We start from the raw sequence: 17,099 nt of genomic DNA, 5'->3' as shown, positions 1-17,099 counted from the left end.
AAAGGAATAGGCAAGGATTTGGACGATCGCAGGGAGTAGCGCCATGTCCATGTCTTACCGCCGCCGGAGCCTTGCCGCGCTGGCCGCCACTCTTCTTTCAATCGGTGCGAGTGCCGCAGGCGCGGCTGAAGACGCCGTCGTCATCCCGCCGCCTGCCGTCGACGAGGCCGCCGGGGCAGGGACCGAGACCGCCATTTTCGCCGGCGGCTGCTTCTGGGGCGTCCAGGGCGTCTTCCAGCACGTCAAGGGCGTCAAGAGCGCCGTCTCCGGTTATGCCGGCGGCAAGGCGGGAACGGCGCAATATGAAACCGTCAGCACCGGCGCGACCGGTCATGCCGAATCCGTCGAGGTGACATTCGATCCGAAAGAGGTGAGCTACGGCAAGTTGCTGCAGATCTTCTTCTCGGTGGCGCACAATCCGACGCAGCTGAATTTCCAGGGGCCGGATCAGGGAACGCAGTACCGCTCTGCGCTGTTCGTCGCCGGTCCCGAGCAGCGCAAGGTCGCCGAGCACTATATCGGCCAGCTGGACAAGGCCCATGTCTTCGCCCAGCCGATCGTCACCAAAGTGTCGGACACCACCGGCTTCTATCCGGCCGAAGCCTATCATCAGGATTTCCTGACGCTTAATCCGACCTATCCCTATATCGTCTACAACGACCTGCCGAAGATCGAGAACCTGAAATCGCTGTTCCCCGCCGACTACCGCAGCGAGCCGGTCCTCGTCAGGAAAGCCAAGGGGTGATCAGGGCATGATGTCGATGGGCGTATGATCGGGGACGCGAGCCCAGATATCGCGCATCTCGGCGTTGGTGACGGCAATACAGCCATCCGTCCAGTCCCACAGCCGATGGGCTTGCCCGAACATGCCCCAGCCGTTGGGGAGCCCGTGGATCATGATATTGCCGCCGGGCGGAAAGCCGTTGGTTTCGGCATTGCGCTGGTCGTCGGGGCTCGGATAGGAAATGTGCAGGCTGAGATGCGCCATGGACTTCGGATTGCGCCAGTCGATTTCATAACGCCCTTCCGGTGTTTTTTCGTCGCCTTCCCGTTGCTTGGGGCCGGCGTGGGCAGCCTGCCCAAGGGAAACCCGATAGGTCGAAATCGGAACATCCCTTTTGAGAAGGACCATGCGGCGTTCGAACTTATAAACGCGGATGAGGTCGGCCTGTTGCGCGAGCGGGGCGTCCGGAGGCGGTGAGCCCGAGCCGATCCTAGCCATCAATTTCGTATAGGCGAAAAGGCTGACGATCACGATGGCCAGCGCGATAAGCTATTTTCTCAACGTGATCCTCGATCTCAAGCCGACGGAATAATCATATCGTGTCATTGCGCCACCATCCAGACGTGCGCTCGGGATTGAGAGCAATCCGGCGCCAGTTTTTCTTCGCCGGCTTTCTTGTTAAGAATTTATCAACGTTAACAATACCTTAAATCAGAAAAATCGCGTTCCACCGCGGAACATATCGTCAAGTTGCCCGTTACGACAAGGAGTTCCGAGCAGGGACAGCTGCTGGAGCGGATGCCTCTTTCGAAGTATGGCGTAACAAGGGGACGTATCATGGCCACCAATGTCGTGCGGCGCTGGCAACGAGATGATCTCATGAAGCAGAGAGTATTGATCGTCGAAGATGAATTCCTCATCGCCCTGGATCTCGGGGCGACCGTCGAAGGCATGGGAATGCAGGTGGCAGGCCTTGCGAGCGATCGCGAACAGGCGCTGCGGCTGGCGCCGCTCGCCGATATCGCCTTCGTCGACATCAATCTCGCCGACGGCCCGACCGGACCGGAGATCGGCCGGCGGTTGGCGCAAGAGCACGGCATTGCGGTGGTCTTCATGACCGGCAATCCGGAGGTCGTCGCCGACGGCGTCAAAGGTGCGGTCGGCGTGGTGCAGAAGCCGGTCATGCCTTCTGTCGTGCAGCAGCTGGTGAATTATCTTGCCGCACGCCGCGTCGGCATGTTCGCGGTCGTGCCCTCGCAGATGATGGTCTTTGCCTGATCAGGAGGGCTGACCGAGACGCCGGTCAGCCGGCTATGGCGGCAAGCTCCGGCGGACGGCCGCCAATATCCGCCCCAAGCCTGCCATAGGCCTTGAGAAACGTACGGACGGCATTGCGTGCCGCCTTATCAAGCTCTTCATCGCTGGGTGTTTCGCCGAAAAGCGTCATCATCTGGAGGTCGGCATTGGCAAGCGCTACGAACTGCCGGGCGGCGATGTCGAAATCGTCGATGGCGAGCGCGCCCTTATGGGCGAGCCGCGCGAGAAGCGCGGAAAGGGCATTGGTCAGCTTGCCCGGGCCCTGCTGGCGCCAGCTTTCGAACAGGTGCGGATAGCGCTCACCTTCCGTCTGCACCAGCTTGCGCAGGAATTTTCCGTCATGATTGCAGATGCAGTTCTTGTTGAGGCGCACGGCAAAGGCCGTCAGCCCATCCTCCAGATCGTCTGCCTTCTCAGGGAAGCTCGACAGCACGGAGAACAGCATGGCATTGGCGCGGGTCATGACGTCCTCGACGACGGCAACGAACAGCGTCTCTTTTTCGCGGTAGTGATTGTAGATCGTCTGGCGGGAGACGCAGGCGACGGCGGCGATCTCGTCGATGCTGGCGCCGGCAAAACCCTGGCGGCAGAAGACGTCGGCGGCGGCATCGAGGATCGACATGCGCTTGGCGCATTGTCCGCGCTGCGTATGCCCCCCCATCCGGACTGCCGGTGTCATGCGATCTTTCATGACCGCGAAGATAAGGCGTCTTGACCTTTTAGACAATGGCGTCTAGTTTACATCAGTGTCCAAATTTATTGACACGGCTGCTTCCCAGCTGAAGATATGAGTTCCCAACTTCGTCTTCGCGCGAACGATCATCATTGAACCTTTAAGAGCCATGCGGCGGAGCGACGATCCGGCGCTTCCGCTGCGCTTTTATGAAAGATCACCCTTATGACGGCTTCCTTCTTTCGCATGGCCCTCATTCTCGGCCTGCTCTCGGCCATCGGGCCTTTCGCCATCGACATGTATCTTCCGGCGCTGCCCTCCATCGGCCAGGACCTGCATGCCGATAACAACGTCACTCAGCTGACCCTTCTCGCCTTCTTCATCTCCTTTGCACTCGCCCAGCTTGTCTACGGTCCACTGTCGGATATGTGGGGCCGCAAGATGCCGCTTTATCTCGGCATCGGCATCTTCGCCGTCGCTTCGATCGGCTGCGCGCTCTCGACCAATATCGAAACGCTGATCGCCTTCCGCTTCGTCCAGGGCATCGGCGGTGCCGCCGGGATGGTCATCCCCCGCGCCATCGTCCGCGACATGCATACCGGCGTGCAGGCCGCGCGGCTGATGTCGCTGCTGATGCTGGTCTTTTCGATTTCGCCGATCCTGGCGCCGCTGACCGGCAGCGCCGTCATCGAATTCTACGGCTGGCGCGGCGTGTTCTGGGCGGTGACGATTGCCGCCTTCATCGGCCTTGTCTTACTCGCTACCCAGCTTGAGGAAACCCGGCCGGCCAAGGAGCGCAGCGGCAGCGGCCTCAAGAGCGCCATGACGGCCTACCGGCTGCTGCTTTCCGATCGCAATTTTCTGACGCTGACCTTCATCGGCGGCCTCGGCATTTCGAGCTTCCTCGTCTATCTCGCCAACTCGCCCTTCGTGCTGATCCAGCACTACGGGCTGACGCCGACGCAATACAGCTTCGCCTTCTCGATCAACGCGGTCTCCTTCTTTGCGGTGTCGCAGGCGACCGGCTGGCTCGGCGAGCGTTTCGGTCTGGTGCGCGTCATGCGGATCGCGGTCAGCGCCTTCGCGCTTGCCATGGTCGTCATGGCCGTGGTGATGGCGGCGGGCTTCAACCAGCTGCCGGTCATGGCGAGCTTCCTGTTCATCGGCTACGGCTTCCTCGGCCTCGTCATTCCGACGAGCGCTGTGCTGGCGCTCGAGGATCACGGCGCCATCGCCGGCACGGCCTCGTCGCTGATGGGCACGCTTCACTTCGTCATCGCCGCCGTCGCCATGGTGATATCGAGCCTGTTTTTCGACGGCACGGCCGTTCCGATGGCCGCCGGCATCGCCGTCTGCGCCTTCGCAGCCTTCGTGCTGACCCAGGCAACGATCGGCCGCCGTGCCGCGGTTGCCGCCGCCGAATGATCAGGACAAGCCGCACCTGAACCCCGGGCGCGGCCACCAATCAGGGTTGCGGCATCGGAGAAAATACCTCGCGCAATTGAATATTGACGGGCGGCGCTATCTACGTTCCGACCTAGCAATGTCATTCCGGAGAATACGCAATGGTCGATGAGAAGCGGCTGATCTCGAAAATCACCTGGAAGCTGATGCCGTTTCTCGGCATCCTTTATCTCATCGCCTATATCGACCGGCAGAATGTCAGCTTCGCCAAGCTGCAGATGGTCGATGCGCTGGGTATGAGCGAATATGCCTACGGCCTCGGCGCTTCGCTGTTCTTCATCGGTTATTTTCTTTTCGAGGTGCCGAGCAACCTCTTCCTCGACAGGCTCGGCGCCCGCGTCTGGTTCGCCCGCATCCTGGTCTCCTGGGGCATCGTCACCGTTGCCCTCGCCTTCACGCAGAATGCGACAATGTTCTATATCCTGCGCTTCCTGCTCGGTGTCTGCGAGGCCGGCTTCTTTCCGGGCGTGCTCTATCTGCTGACGCTGTGGTTTCCCTCGGTCTATCGCGGCAGGATGGTCGGGCTGTTCATGATCTTCAGCGCCATCGCCAATGCCGTCGGCGCGCCGCTCGGCGGCGTGTTGCTCGATCTCGACGGCCTCTACGGCTTTGCCGGCTGGGAGTGGGTGTTCCTGGCGACCGGTATTCCCGCCATCATCGCCGGCATCGTCACCTTCTTTTATCTTCCCGGCCGGCCGGAAAATGCGAGCTTCCTGACCGGTGCGGAAAAGGACTGGCTCGAACGTCGGCTCGCCGCGGAAAATGCCGGCATGGGCGAACATGCCGGAAACGGCTTCAAGGCGCTGATCGACCCGCGCGTCCTGCTGATGGCGCTTTGCTATGTCGCCTTTCCGCTGTCGGCCTACGGGCTGAGCTATTGGCTGCCGACCATCGTCAAGGCCTTTGGCGTCAGCAACACGGTCAACGGTTTCCTCAACATCATTCCCTGGCTGCTGGTGGCGGTGGCGCTTTATGCCGTGCCGGCGATGGCCGACAAGGCGCAATCGAAGACGCCCTATATCGTCATCCCCGCCTTCATCGGCGCCGCCTGCCTGCTGCTCTCGGCGCTGATCCCGAACCACGCGCTGCAATTTGCCTTCCTCTGCGTCGCTGCCGCCGGGATCTTCGCGCCGCAGCCGGTGTTCTGGAGCCTGCCCTCGCGCTTCCTGAAAGGTGCGGGGGCAGCCGCCGGCCTTGCCGCCATCAATTCGGTCGGCAATCTCGGCGGTTTCGTTGCCCAGAACGTCGTGCCCTGGATCAAGGATCAGAGCGGCAGCACGATCGCGCCGATGTTCTTCCTCGCCGCCTGCCTAGCCGCCGGCGCCCTCCTGGTCTTCTTCGTCACACGTCAGCTGTCGAGCCGGGAGCCCCCGGCGGCACCGAGCCGGGTCTGAGGAGCGTTAGGGCGAAAGGGTGAAAGCATCGCTTTCGCCGGGAACGAGTTCCAGCGGCCAGATCCGGTTGCGGGCGCCCTGCGGATAGTGCTCGGCATAGGCCGGCATGCTGGCGAGCAGGGTTTCGCCGAGCTGGGCGCCGAGATCGCGCAGCGACATGCGGAAAGAGGTCAGCGACGGCTGCAGGAAATGCGTGCGCGGCTCCTCGCGGAAACCGACGACGGCGAGGTCGCGGCCGGGCACGATGCCGGCCTCGGCCAGCCGGCGGTAAAGCCCGATCGCCATCAGCTCGTGGATCAGGATGATCGCGGTCGGCCGATCCTCGATCATCAGCAGTTCGTGGCCGGCCTGATAGCCGCCCTGTTCGCTCGACTTGACGCGGATGACCAGCGCCGGGTCGAAGGCAATATCGTGGCGTTGCAGCGCCTGACGGTAACTGTCGAGGAAGATATAGCCGAGGTTGATGTCGGAGGAGGGGGCGGCGACCGCGATCCGCCGATGGCCCTTTGCCACCAGCCGGTCGACGCCGCGGGCCGCAACGCCCTCGAAATCGAGATCCATCCAGGTATAGCTGCCGCCGGACGCGCTGCGGCCGAGCGCCACGAAGGGAACGCGGGCCTTTTCCAAAAGCTCGATGCGCCGGTCGGTGCGGCGCGTCGCCGAGATGATCAGCGCGTCGACAAGCCGGCGCGCCACCATGCGTTTCAGATATTCATGCGGATCCTCGTCATCCGGGCAGGGCAGCATGACCAGATCGAGCTTGTGCCGGGAAAAGACGCTCTGCAGCCCGTCGGTGACGCCGAGGAAGAAGTCGTCGCTGTTTTCGACCGTCTCGCGGCTGACCTCGAGCATCAGCCCGATGACGTTGGTCATGCCCTGGCGAAGGCTGCGACCCGATTGGTTGGCGACATAACCGAGCTCTTCGGCAGCAGCGAGCACGCGCCGGCGCGTTTCGTCATTGACGTCGGGCTTGCCGTTCAGCGCCCGGGACACGGTCCCGATCGAAATGTCGAGATGCTCGGCGAGCTGGCGAATTCCCTTCATCTCCGACGATTTTCCTCCCGATCGGATCGCATTTGTCCTTTCTTGCCACAGGATGGCGGCTGCGAAAAGTCGGGGGAGGGATTATGGCCTGAAGCTCTGGCGGATGACGAGTTCCGGAATGACGCGTTCGGAAGCCGGCGGAGCGTCCGGGTTTTCAAGCCGCCGCTCCATCAGCGCGACGGCGCGTTGCGCCATAACAAGCGGGTCCTGGCGGAAGGTGGTGAGCTGGTAGCTCAGCCAGGCGGATTCCGGAACGTCGTCGAAGCCGATGATGGCGAGATCTTCCGGAATGCGCAGCCGCGCTTCCTGGCGCGCGATATCCATCAATCCGAAGGCGATCAAGTCGTTGGCGCAGAAGACGGCGTCGGGCTTTAATTTTTCTGAGAAGAGCGCGCGGCCGGCGGTGACGCCGCCCTGATAATCGGAATCGTCGCCGCGTGCGACAACGACGGATGCGCCGAGCGATTCGGCCGCCGACAGGAAGGCGCTTTCGCGCTCGACGATCGCAGGCGTTCCCGAATGGGAGCCGATCACCGCCAGCCGCCGGCGGCCGCTTTCGTAAAAGGCCGTCGCCGCCCTGCGGGAGGCTTCGGAATTGCCGGCGCGCACGTGGTCGGCGTCGGGTTCCGACCGGCCAATGACGACGAGCGGCTGGCCGTTTCGCTGGGCGAGTTCGAGGAAACTTGCCGGCGGCGAGCCGGAGAGGATTATGATCGCCTCGGCGCGGTGGCCGATCAACATCTTCTGGGCGGCGAGCAGCTCCTCTTCCGTCTGGCCGGTATTGACGAGGATCGGAATGCTGCCGCGGCCGATCAGCGATTTGGCAAGGGCTGCGGCCAGATGCGCGCGAAAACCGACTTCCGGCCGGGTCGCGACGATGCCGACGAGGCGGCTCTGATTGGCGAGCACGCCGCGCGCCAGATCATTGACGTGATAGCCGAGCTCTTCAGCGGCCCGCAGCACCTTTTCCCGCGTTGCCGGCGCAACGCTTGCGCCCGGCGTGAAGGTGCGCGACACGGCGGAGCGCGAAACGCCCGCCCGTTGCGCCACCTGCTCGGCGCTGACAAAACGCATGCGCTCTTTTTTCGGCACTTTGCCGTCGTTCACGGGACCATCATTCATTGGTTCTCAGCTATTGCTCGTCTCTGACAGTTGCATGACAGGCGGGCGGCGGGGGAATTTTTTGCAGAGAAAAGCCGAGACTGCGGAAGCAGCCTCGGCCGAGGGATAAAGCAGCGGCGATGAGATCACGCTGCCAAAGCTTAAGTCTTTACTCGCAGACCCGCACGGTTTCGGCGTGGTAGCCGCCGTCATAGCGGTTGCGGACGTCGCGGTCCTCGTACCAGCATCTCGGCTGCGGTTCGACATAGCGTGGGCTCTCCACATAACGCGGGCCTTCATCGACGTAGCGAGGGCTGCCGTTGGCAAGCGCGCCGCCAATCAGGCCGCCGACAACCCCTGCGGCGACGCCGCCGGCAATGATGCGGCCGGTATTATTGTGGTGATGGTGGTCACGCGCGGCAGCGGGCTGAATAGCCGATCCAACTAGGGCCGTCGCGATCAACAGGCTGCTAACAATTCTCTTCATAATGTTCTCCTCAGTGGTACCGGCCCCCGATTAAGAGGGAAATGCGGCAGCAAGGCGTTGGTTCGTTCAAACTTTGCAACATGCGTTAATGCATGTCATCCGTCTTTAGTCTTAGAGCCTTTCCTGGTTAGATTGAAGGATTCTGCCGGAGCAGGTTTTCGTGAGGGCAGAGGCGATCGGCGACGGGCATAGGTACGTCCGAGCCGATCGCCTCTGAGCTAGGCTAGAGAGCCCGGCCCACCGGCCGGACCGCTTCGCTATGGCGAAGCGATAAGTGCGTCCGGCGATTCAAGGGTCTTGCAGATTTGCCAGGCAAATCTGCGGTAAGGTGGCTGAAACGGGCCGCCTGATCGACCGGCCGGCTTGGCCGTAGAGCTTGGCTACGACGCGGCCGGCCGGTCACCATCCGACTCCGTTTGAGCCAACAGAATGCTTCAATCTAACCAGGGAAAGGCTCTAGGTCGCCGATTGCGTCGCGGTCGTCTCTTCCAGCACGTCTTCGGGAATATCGTCGAACGAGGCGTAGTTGAGATTATAGAGCTTAGAATACAGCTTGCCGTTCTTCATCAATTGCCGGTGGTCGCCGCTTTCGATGACTTCGCCGTTCTGCAGCACGATGATGCGGTCGGCCTCGCGGATGGTCGCCAGGCGATGGGCGATGACGAGACCGGTGCGATTTTCGAGAAGCTTTACCAAAGCCTTCTGGATCAGCATCTCGGTATAGCTGTCGATATTGGCCGTCGCCTCGTCGAGCACCAGGATCTTCGCATCCGCCACCAGCGCGCGGGCAAAACTCAAAAGCTGGCGCTGGCCGAGCGAAAGATTGCCGCCGCGTTCGCCGAGAACGCTGTCGTAGCCATCGGGCAGGCGCATGACGAAATCATGGGCGCCGACCGCCTTGGCCGCCTCGATCACCTGTTCACGCGTCGCCTCAAGCTTGTGGTAGCGGATGTTTTCGAAGACGGTGCCGGTGAAGAGGAAGGGTTCCTGCAGCACCATGGCGATCTGCGCACCCAGCGAATCCTGGGTCAGCTCGCGCACATCGTGGCCGCCGACCCGCACCTGCCCCTGCTGCACGTCGTAGAAGCGGTGGATCAGCGACATGCAGCTCGATTTGCCGGAGCCTGTCGGACCCACAAGCGCCACCGTCTCGCCAGGATTGACCTTGAAGCTCACATGTTTCAGCACCGGATGTTTCGGATTGTAGCCGAAGACGACGTCCTTGAATTCGACCGAGCCGTCCATGTCGCGAGACAGGGCTTTGGCGTCGGGCGCGTCCTTAATGTCGACGGGCACGTCGAGCACCTCGGTCAGCCGCTGGCCGGAAGCCATGGCGCGCTGCATCACCGAATATTGCAAGGTGAGCGAACGGATCGGGTCGAAGAAGCGCTGGATGTAGAACAGGAAGGCGACAAGCACGCCGACATCGAGGGCCTGGTTCAGAACGCGGGCGCCGCCGACGACGATGACGAGCGCCATCGCCACACCGGTCAGGCTGTCGACGATCGGCACCATCACCTGGGCATAACGGGCCGCCGTCAGATGCGTCCTGAGGTTCGCATGCGCCTTGTCGTCGTAAAGCGTGAAGTTGACGCCCTGCCGATCCATGCTCTGGACGGCGCGGACCCCGTGGATAGCTTCGGCAAGCGCACCATTGGCCACCGAATTGGTCTCGTGCGCGGCCATGAAGGATTTGCGGGCGAGCGGCAGCCAGAACAGCCGGACGATGAACAGCACCGGCAGCACCGAGAGCGTCAGCAGCCCCAGCTTGAAATCGAGATAGAGCATGACGAAGACGATGCCGAAGAGCAGCACGATGTCGCCGACCGAGAGAACCGAGGTTTCGAGGAATTCCTGCATCGAGTTGACGTCGCCCTGCAGGCGCGACATCAGCCGTCCGACCTCGGTTTTGTCCATGAAGGAGAGCGAGACGCGCTGGAGATGCGAAAACATCGCCCTGCGGATATCGAAGAGCACGTCTTCGGCCACGCCGCCGACCAGCGTCTCCTGCGCGTAGCTTGCCGCATAGTTGATAAGGATGGCGATGGCGAAGGCGGCGATCGACCAGATCAGCGCCGAAGGGCTGCCGCCCGGCGACATGCCGTGATCGATGGCGTAACGGATGATCAGCGGGATCAGCAACTGCATCATCGTGAAGGTCAGGACGGCGACGACCGACCAGGCGACCTGGCGGCGATAGGGGTGAACGAAAGCCCAGATGCGCTTGACGATATTGCCGTCGAAGGCCTTGCCGAACATTTCCTCCTCGACGCGATGCGAACCGACGACTGCTCGCGGTGGGCGGCGCCCATCTTCGCGAACGTCGGGACGCTCGGTTTCCAGTTCCTCGGCCATCCCATTCCTCCCGCGGCCATGACGTCGGATGGCCTGCATTTCATTGCCTTCTCTTCCCGGTTGGGAGGAGAAAGTTACGCGCTCAACACTTCGTCGCCCGGCCGCACCTGCAGCTCGTAGAGCGCCTTGTAGCGCCCACCGAGCGCCAGCAGCGCCGAGTGCGTTCCACGTTCGACGATCCGGCCGTCTTCGACGAACAGGATCTGATCGGCATGCATCAGTGAACTCAGGCGGTGGGCGACGATGATCGTGACGCGGTCGGCGGCATAGCGGCGCATGGCGCTGCGGATGCGCTGCTCGGTGGCCGCGTCGATCGCCGCCGTCGAATCGTCGAACACCATCACTGCCGGCTTCAGCATCAGCGCGCGGGCGATTGAAAGACGCTGGCGCTGGCCGCCGGACAGCGAAACGCCGCGCTCGCCGACGACGGTGTCGTAGCCGGTGGGCAGGCCGAGCACGTAATTGTGCAGCTGGGCGCTCTCGCTGGCGCGTTCGATGCGGCCTTCCTTCGCCCAGGGGTCGCCATAGGCGATGTTGTTTTCGATCGTCGTGGTGAACAGGAAGGAATCCTGCTGCACGACGGCAACCGCCCGGCGCAGCGATTGCAGCGTCGCCTTGCGGATGTCCTGGCCGTCGATGGTGATCTTGCCGCCACTAACGTCATAGAAGCGCGGGATCAGATGGGCGATGGTCGACTTGCCGCTGCCCGGAGGCCCGACGATGCCGATCGTCTGGCCGCGCCTGGCTTCGAAGGACACATCATGGAGGACAATGCGCTTTTCCGAGCCGGGATAGGCGAAGCTGACATTCTCGAAGCGCAGCACGCCGCCGGTCACCGCCAATTCCCTGGCATCCGGCGCATCCTTGATCGCGATGGCGAGGTCGAGCAGGCTGAAGAGGCGTGAGCCGCAGGTGGAAGCGCGGGCGAAAGCATTGACCATCAGGCCGAGCTGGCGCACCGGCATCTGCAAAATGGTCATGAAGGTCAGGAAGGAGGCGAGCGTGCCGACGGTGATCTCGCCCGACATCACCTTGCCGCCGCCGACGAAGAGCACCAGGCCCATCGCCGCGAAGAAGGAGAAGGTCATGGCGCTGGTATTGCTCACACGGATGCCGACGCGCTGATGGGCGAGCGCCAGCGCGTTTTTCGACGCCGCTTCGAATTTCGACATTTCGTGGTCCTGCGCGGCAAAGGCGCGCACGACGCGGATGCCGCCGAGATTTTCCTCCATGATGCGGGTCAACACCGACAGCCGCTCCTGCAGGTCGAGCCATGTGGCGCGCAGCCTGAGCTGCGTCACCGAGGAGCGCCAGCCGACGAAGGGTACGAAGGAGAGCGCCAGCAGGCCGAGCACGATATCGGTCGACAGCAGCATATAGGCGCCGATGCCGATCAGGATCGACAGCAGGATCATCCGGACGAGCGCCGTGGAAAAATACATGCGCACGCCTTCGAGATCGAGCAGGCCGATGGTGATCAGGTCGCCGGAATGCACGGTGTCATGGAAGCTGAAGGAGAGCCGCTGGATCTTCTCGTAGCAGGCCAGCCGCAATTCGTAGCCGATATGATGGCCGACGGCTTCGCTGTAATAGTTCTGGACCATGGTGAAGAGGCCGCGCAGCACGCTGGCGCCGAGCAGGAGCAGCGCCGTGGTCAACAGCGCGTCCTGTGCCGCCTGGCCGGCCGCGCCGCCGCTCATCGCCATCTGCGTGTGGTCGACCGCCTGGCCGAGAAGACGGGGGATCATCAGCTGGAAGGTGGAGGCGACGAGCGTGGCGCCGATCGCAAAGCCCGATTGCCAGGGGTGACGGAAGGCCATCATGGTGATGCGGACCAAGGTGAAGAGGCCTCGGCCCCAGCCTGCCGCAGTTGCAAGCGCCATCGAAGCCGAAGGCTTCGTCGCGCGTATTAACGCATCGCTGCTCACGGTATTTTTTCCAATAGATGTGTGATCGGACGCTGGCCCGAAAAGACGGCAAATCCATGAAAGGATTGATAGCACCATCACTTTTGCCGATTCCATTTGGGGGTTCAAGTAAAGAATTCACCAACTGGTTATTTTTACGTGAGGTCCCCTCGCATCCCCATGGGAACAATCGGCGCGCGGGTGGGTTGCGGCAGACAACCCCCGTGGGGCAATCATTTCCGGAGAGAGACCATGCCGCTGAAAGCCCTCGCTCTCAATGCAACTTTGAAATCAAGTGATGCCAAGGCGCCGTCTTCGACCGACCGGATGATCGGTCTCATCGGCAAGGCGCTTTCGGCCTATGACGTCAAGACGGAGGTTCTCCGGCTTGCCAATTTCAACGTCAAGCCGGGCGTCACATCGGACGAGGGCGAAGGCGATGACTGGCCGAATATTCGCGCCAAGCTGCTCGCCGCCGATATCCTGATCATGGCGACACCGATCTGGCTCGGCCAGCCCTCCAGCGTCTGCAAGCGGGCGCTGGAGCGCATGGATGCTTTCCTTGACGAGACCGACGATCAAGGCCGCATGATCTCTTACGGCAGGGTCGCGGCGGTCGCCGTCGTCGGCAACGAGGATGGCGCCCATCATGTGTCGGCCGAGATCTACCAGGCGCTGAACGACGTCGGCTTCACGATCCCGGCCAATGCCGTCGCCTACTGGGTCGGCGAAGCGATGGGCTCCACCAATTTCGTCGAGCTCGACAAGGTCCCGAAAGTAGTGACCAAAGCCGTCGACATGCTGGCCCGCAATACAGCGCATCTGGCGGGCCTTCTAAATGCAAAGCAATATCCGGGCGAGGGCGGCTGAAGCCGACAAAACGCCTCGATACTTCTAAATCCCGTTATCTTTCAATGGCTTGAATCGCCACGGCAAGAAAGCTCTTGCCATGCGCGAGATTTAGCGCTTTGATACACGACTAGTTTTATAGACTATAGACCGAGCGTGATTGCTCCGCTCGGGCACTGTCGAGGCCTCCGGCTCGGACCTCGATGCTGCGGCAGATGTTCGTAAATGGCCGTATGAGCCTCATCAACGCATGATCCGCTTCTATGCGTTGAAACCTCGATCGACACACGGTGCGGATGAAGCCGCAAAGGAGTTGCGATGACGGTTCAGGGACTTTTTTCCGCCAGAGCTAATGTGGCGGCACAGATATCGGCCGTGCCGCGTATCGCGATCGTCGGCCGCGGCTTTTCGGGCATGATGGCGGCCATCGCCTTGATGAAAACGCTGCGCGCGCCTTTCCATTTGCAGCTGTTCGATCCGAATTCGTCGGTCAGCGGCGGGCAGGCGCTGGCGTCAGCGCGGGCCTCGACGATCCTCAATACCCGCGTGCGCGATCTCTCGGTGTCACTCGGCGACAATGACGATTTCAACGACTGGCTCTGCAGCAATGCCGCCTTCCGCGCCGCGGTGCCGGCCGCCATCCCCGGTTTCCGGCAGATCTTCGTGCCGAAGGAAATCTTCAGCGACTACGTCTATCAGCGTTTCTCGGAAGCGCTTGCCGCGCGCAGGGACATTACCGTCCAGGTCTGCAACGATCCGGTCGTGGCAATCCGCAGGAGCCATGGCAACCGCTTCCTGCTCGAGAGCGCCAATCCTGCCAATCCGCTATTCGATACGGTGATTCTTGCAACCGGCTACGGACTGAACGATCCCGATGCCGGGGAGCGGCAGGCTTCGCCGGTCAGGGCCCAGCGCCTCGTGGCACGGCCGCATGCAGTGCTGCTCGGCAGCGGCATCCGCGTCGTCGACCAGCTGCTGCAGCTGCGCGATTCCGGTTATGCCGGCCAGGTGACGATCATTTCCCGACGCGGCTTCCTGCCTCAGAGCCATACGCCGAATTCAGCCGATCCGGTGTTTCCGGCCGAAGCGCTGCCCGAGAGCCTTCCCGCCATCGTCCGCTTCATCCGCCAGGCCTGCCGCGAGGCTGAAGAAGAGGGTCGTAGCTGGCAATCTGTGATGAACGGCCTTAGGAAACATGCCCGCTCGCTCTGGCGATCGCTGCCGGCCCGCGACAAGCACCAGTTCAACCGGCATTTGCGGGCAATCTACGACAGCCATCGCAACCGCCTGCCGGAGGCGATGCACTTGCGCCTGAAACGCGAGCTTGCCGAAGGCCGCACGGTGCTGCGCCGCGGGCGGGCCGGCCGCCGAGGCCTGAGCGGCCTGTTTTTCACGCCGGCCGGTTCCTCCGCCGAGGAGATCATCCATGCCGAGCGCATCATTGATTGCCGCTGTCAGGCGCCGGATCTTTCGGCGCCGCTGATCCAGAGCCTGTTTTCCGCCGGCCTTGCCATGCCGGACGAGCTCTCGCTCGGGCTGGCGGTGAACGCGCGCGGCGAGCCTTTTTTCGAGGACGGCTCGGCAATCGCCGGGCTTTTTGCCATCGGCCCGCTCGGCCTTGGCAGCTTGCCCGATATCGATCTCGTGCCGGAAATCGTCTCGCAGGCCTATGCCGCTGCCGAGCGGGTCGGTGAGCGGTTCTATCCACAGGTCAAGGCGGTCTGAAAATTAAAGCGGCTTCGGAACTATCCGGCCGCGGCCGCGTTATACAGCGCTGGTGATCAAGAGGGCCTGATGGAAGCGCTGAATCGACAAGACCCGTCTCTTAACGACGAGGGGCGTTTTCGCCTTTTGGTCGATGCCATCACCGACTACGCGATCTACATGCTCAGCCCCGAAGGCATCATCACCAGCTGGAATACCGGGGCTCAGCGTTTCAAAGGTTACACGCCTTCCGAAATTCTCGGCGAGCATTTTTCCCGTTTCTATTCGGAAGAGGACCGCGCCGCGGGCATTCCGGAGCGCGCACTCGCGACCGCCAGGGAGCAAGGCCGGTTCGAAGGGGAGGGCTGGCGCCAGCGCAAGGACGGCAGCCGCTTCTGGGCCCATGTGATCGTCGATCCGATCCGCCGTCCCACCGGCGAACTTATCGGTTTTGCCAAAATCACGCGTGATTTGACCGAACGCCGGGCCGCTGAAAACGCAATCCGCCAGAGCGAGGAACAGTTCCGCCGGCTGGTCCAGGGCGTCTCCGACTATGCGATTTACATGCTCGATCCCGACGGCAATGTCAGCAGCTGGAATTTCGGCGCCGAGCGGATCAAGGGTTACCGGCCTGATGAAATCATCGGCCGACATTTCTCGACCTTCTATACCCCAGAGGATCGCGCCGCCGGCATGCCGCAGACCGCACTTAGCATCGCCCGCGCCGAAGGGCGGTTCGAGAGGGAAGGGTGGCGCGTGCGCAAGGATGGCACTCGTTTCTGGGCGAGTATCGTCATCGACGCCATCCTCGACGATGACGGCCAGGTTCTTGGTTTCGCAAAGATCACCCGCGATATCACCGAGAAGATGGAGACTCAACGGGCGCTGGAGCAGGCACGGGAAGAGCTGTTCCAGTCGCAGAAGATGGAGGCGATCGGCCAATTGACCGGCGGTATCGCCCATGATTTCAACAATCTGCTGATGGCCGTGCTCGGCAGTCTCGAAATCCTGAAGAAACGCATGCCGCAGGATCGGTCGCTGACATCGCTTGTCGACAATGCCATGCAGGGTGCCCAGCGCGGCGCGGCGTTGACGCAACGCATGCTGGCCTTTTCCCGCCGGCAGGAACTGCATATGGAGCCGATCGACGTCTCCGGCCTGGTGCGCGGCATGATGGATATGCTGAGCCGTTCGCTCGGCCCCCTCACCAGGATCGAGACCTCCTTTCCTATCCGGCTGCCGACGATCCTTACCGATCCGAACCAGCTGGAGATGGCAATCCTCAATCTCGTCGTCAACGCCCGCGACGCCATGCCGTCCGGCGGGCGGATATTGCTTCGCGCGGCCGAGGAATCAGTGCCGCCGGGCAAGGGGCCGCTGCCGTCCGGCCGCTATGTCCGCATCGCGGTGATCGATGATGGCGAGGGCATGGATGCGAAGACGATGGAGCAGGCAATTACGCCGTTCTTCACCACGAAGGGTGTTGGCAAGGGCACCGGTCTCGGCCTTTCCATGGTGCAGGGTCTTGCCTCCCAGTCCGGAGGCCGCCTGATGCTGAAGAGCCGCCTCGGGGAAGGCACGACAGCTGAATTGTGGTTCCCGGTCGTCACGCTCGAGCAAGCGACCGAGGTCCCCGCCGACCCGCCGGAACGTGTGGAAAATACGCCGCGCGGGCTGCGCATCGTCGCCGTCGATGACGATGGTCTGGTCCTGATGAATACGACGCTGATGCTGGAGGATCTTGGTCACACCGTGTTCGAGGCGATGGCAGGTCCCGAGGCGCTTGAAATCATGCGCAAGCAGCCGGTCGATCTGGTGATTTGCGACCATGCCATGCCGCGTATGACTGGTGCGGAGCTTGCCGAGGTGATCCGCGAGGAATGGCCGGAGATGCCGATCATTCTCGCAACGGGTTACGCCGAGCTCCCGGAAGGCACGCGCACCGCAAATCTGCCCCGCCTCGGCAAGCCCTTCTCGCAGGCGCAGCTCGCCGACGCGATCAGCCGGGTCGCTTCTTAGCAATTCCTGGAAAAGATTGAAGCGGTTTTCCGGAGTTGCGTAAAAGCGAAAAAAGCTGGAG

The 17,099-nt window shown here is 62.3% G+C and carries 14 protein-coding genes; 7 read left to right on the top strand and 7 right to left on the bottom strand.

What is annotated here, in order from left to right; translation table 11 throughout:
• Positions 1 to 43 precede the first annotated feature (43 nt).
• Positions 44 to 745, top strand: coding sequence for a peptide-methionine (S)-S-oxide reductase MsrA (msrA, locus tag CO657_RS31955; RefSeq protein WP_054184027.1), 702 nt, complete (start codon positions 44 to 46; stop codon positions 743 to 745).
• Here msrA and CO657_RS31950 read toward each other — a convergent pair whose 3' ends face one another.
• Positions 746 to 1,222 carry a L,D-transpeptidase family protein gene (locus CO657_RS31950; RefSeq protein ID WP_054184124.1) on the bottom strand — a complete coding sequence of 159 codons (477 nt, stop codon included), beginning with the start codon at positions 1,220 to 1,222 and terminating at the stop codon, positions 746 to 748.
• Between the two features lie 339 nt (positions 1,223 to 1,561).
• Here CO657_RS31950 and CO657_RS31945 point away from each other — a divergent pair, with 339 nt between their 5' ends.
• Positions 1,562 to 2,002: a response regulator gene (locus CO657_RS31945; RefSeq protein ID WP_054184028.1), complete on the top strand. Its 441-nt coding sequence runs from the start codon at positions 1,562 to 1,564 to the stop codon at positions 2,000 to 2,002.
• Between the two features lie 25 nt (positions 2,003 to 2,027).
• On the opposite strand, the gene CO657_RS31940 is transcribed toward CO657_RS31945, so the two are convergent.
• Positions 2,028 to 2,768, bottom strand: a complete 741-nt coding sequence (locus CO657_RS31940; RefSeq protein ID WP_054184029.1) for a TetR/AcrR family transcriptional regulator — start codon at positions 2,766 to 2,768, stop codon at positions 2,028 to 2,030.
• Positions 2,769 to 2,939: 171 nt separating this feature from the next.
• Here CO657_RS31940 and CO657_RS31935 point away from each other — a divergent pair, with 171 nt between their 5' ends.
• Positions 2,940 to 4,139, top strand: coding sequence for a multidrug effflux MFS transporter (locus CO657_RS31935; RefSeq protein WP_054184030.1), 1,200 nt, complete (start codon positions 2,940 to 2,942; stop codon positions 4,137 to 4,139).
• 140 nt (positions 4,140 to 4,279) lie between these two features.
• Positions 4,280 to 5,572 carry an MFS transporter gene (locus CO657_RS31930; protein ID WP_054184031.1) on the top strand — a complete coding sequence of 431 codons (1,293 nt, stop codon included), beginning with the start codon at positions 4,280 to 4,282 and terminating at the stop codon, positions 5,570 to 5,572.
• Positions 5,573 to 5,578: 6 nt separating this feature from the next.
• Here CO657_RS31930 and CO657_RS31925 read toward each other — a convergent pair whose 3' ends face one another.
• The 5 genes from CO657_RS31925 to CO657_RS31905 all read right to left on the bottom strand — a co-directional run bounded on the left by CO657_RS31925 (position 5,579) and on the right by CO657_RS31905 (position 12,595).
• Entirely contained in the window at positions 5,579 to 6,616 is a 1,038-nt protein-coding gene (locus CO657_RS31925; RefSeq protein WP_054184032.1) for a LacI family DNA-binding transcriptional regulator, read from the bottom strand.
• 81 nt (positions 6,617 to 6,697) lie between these two features.
• The gene (locus tag CO657_RS31920) at positions 6,698 to 7,738 is read right to left on the bottom strand and encodes a LacI family DNA-binding transcriptional regulator (RefSeq protein WP_054184033.1); all 1,041 of its coding nucleotides are present in this window, start codon (positions 7,736 to 7,738) and stop codon (positions 6,698 to 6,700) included.
• Positions 7,739 to 7,886: 148 nt separating this feature from the next.
• The gene (locus CO657_RS31915; protein ID WP_003595032.1) at positions 7,887 to 8,204 is read right to left on the bottom strand and encodes a hypothetical protein; all 318 of its coding nucleotides are present in this window, start codon (positions 8,202 to 8,204) and stop codon (positions 7,887 to 7,889) included.
• Between the two features lie 456 nt (positions 8,205 to 8,660).
• Positions 8,661 to 10,559: an ABC transporter ATP-binding protein gene (locus CO657_RS31910; RefSeq protein WP_054184034.1), complete on the bottom strand. Its 1,899-nt coding sequence runs from the start codon at positions 10,557 to 10,559 to the stop codon at positions 8,661 to 8,663.
• Positions 10,560 to 10,633: 74 nt separating this feature from the next.
• Positions 10,634 to 12,595: an ABC transporter ATP-binding protein gene (locus tag CO657_RS31905; RefSeq protein WP_197283904.1), complete on the bottom strand. Its 1,962-nt coding sequence runs from the start codon at positions 12,593 to 12,595 to the stop codon at positions 10,634 to 10,636.
• Between the two features lie 123 nt (positions 12,596 to 12,718).
• On the opposite strand from CO657_RS31905, the gene CO657_RS31900 reads away from it, so the two are divergent.
• The 3 genes from CO657_RS31900 to CO657_RS31890 all read left to right on the top strand — a co-directional run bounded on the left by CO657_RS31900 (position 12,719) and on the right by CO657_RS31890 (position 17,038).
• Positions 12,719 to 13,336, top strand: coding sequence for a flavodoxin family protein (locus tag CO657_RS31900; RefSeq protein ID WP_054184035.1), 618 nt, complete (start codon positions 12,719 to 12,721; stop codon positions 13,334 to 13,336).
• A gap of 297 nt (positions 13,337 to 13,633) precedes the next feature.
• Positions 13,634 to 15,040, top strand: a complete 1,407-nt coding sequence (locus CO657_RS31895) for an FAD/NAD(P)-binding protein (RefSeq protein ID WP_054184036.1) — start codon at positions 13,634 to 13,636, stop codon at positions 15,038 to 15,040.
• 69 nt (positions 15,041 to 15,109) lie between these two features.
• A complete protein-coding gene (locus tag CO657_RS31890; protein WP_054184037.1) occupies positions 15,110 to 17,038 on the top strand; it encodes a hybrid sensor histidine kinase/response regulator in 1,929 nt (642 codons plus the stop codon).
• The last annotated feature ends 61 nt before the right edge of the window (positions 17,039 to 17,099 follow it).

The sequence above is a fragment of the Rhizobium acidisoli genome (assembly GCF_002531755.2).
Taxonomy (GTDB): Bacteria; Pseudomonadota; Alphaproteobacteria; order Rhizobiales; family Rhizobiaceae; genus Rhizobium; species Rhizobium acidisoli.
The sequence above is the reverse complement of the archived record's forward strand: the minus strand, read 5'-3'. Positions and strand labels throughout refer to the sequence as shown.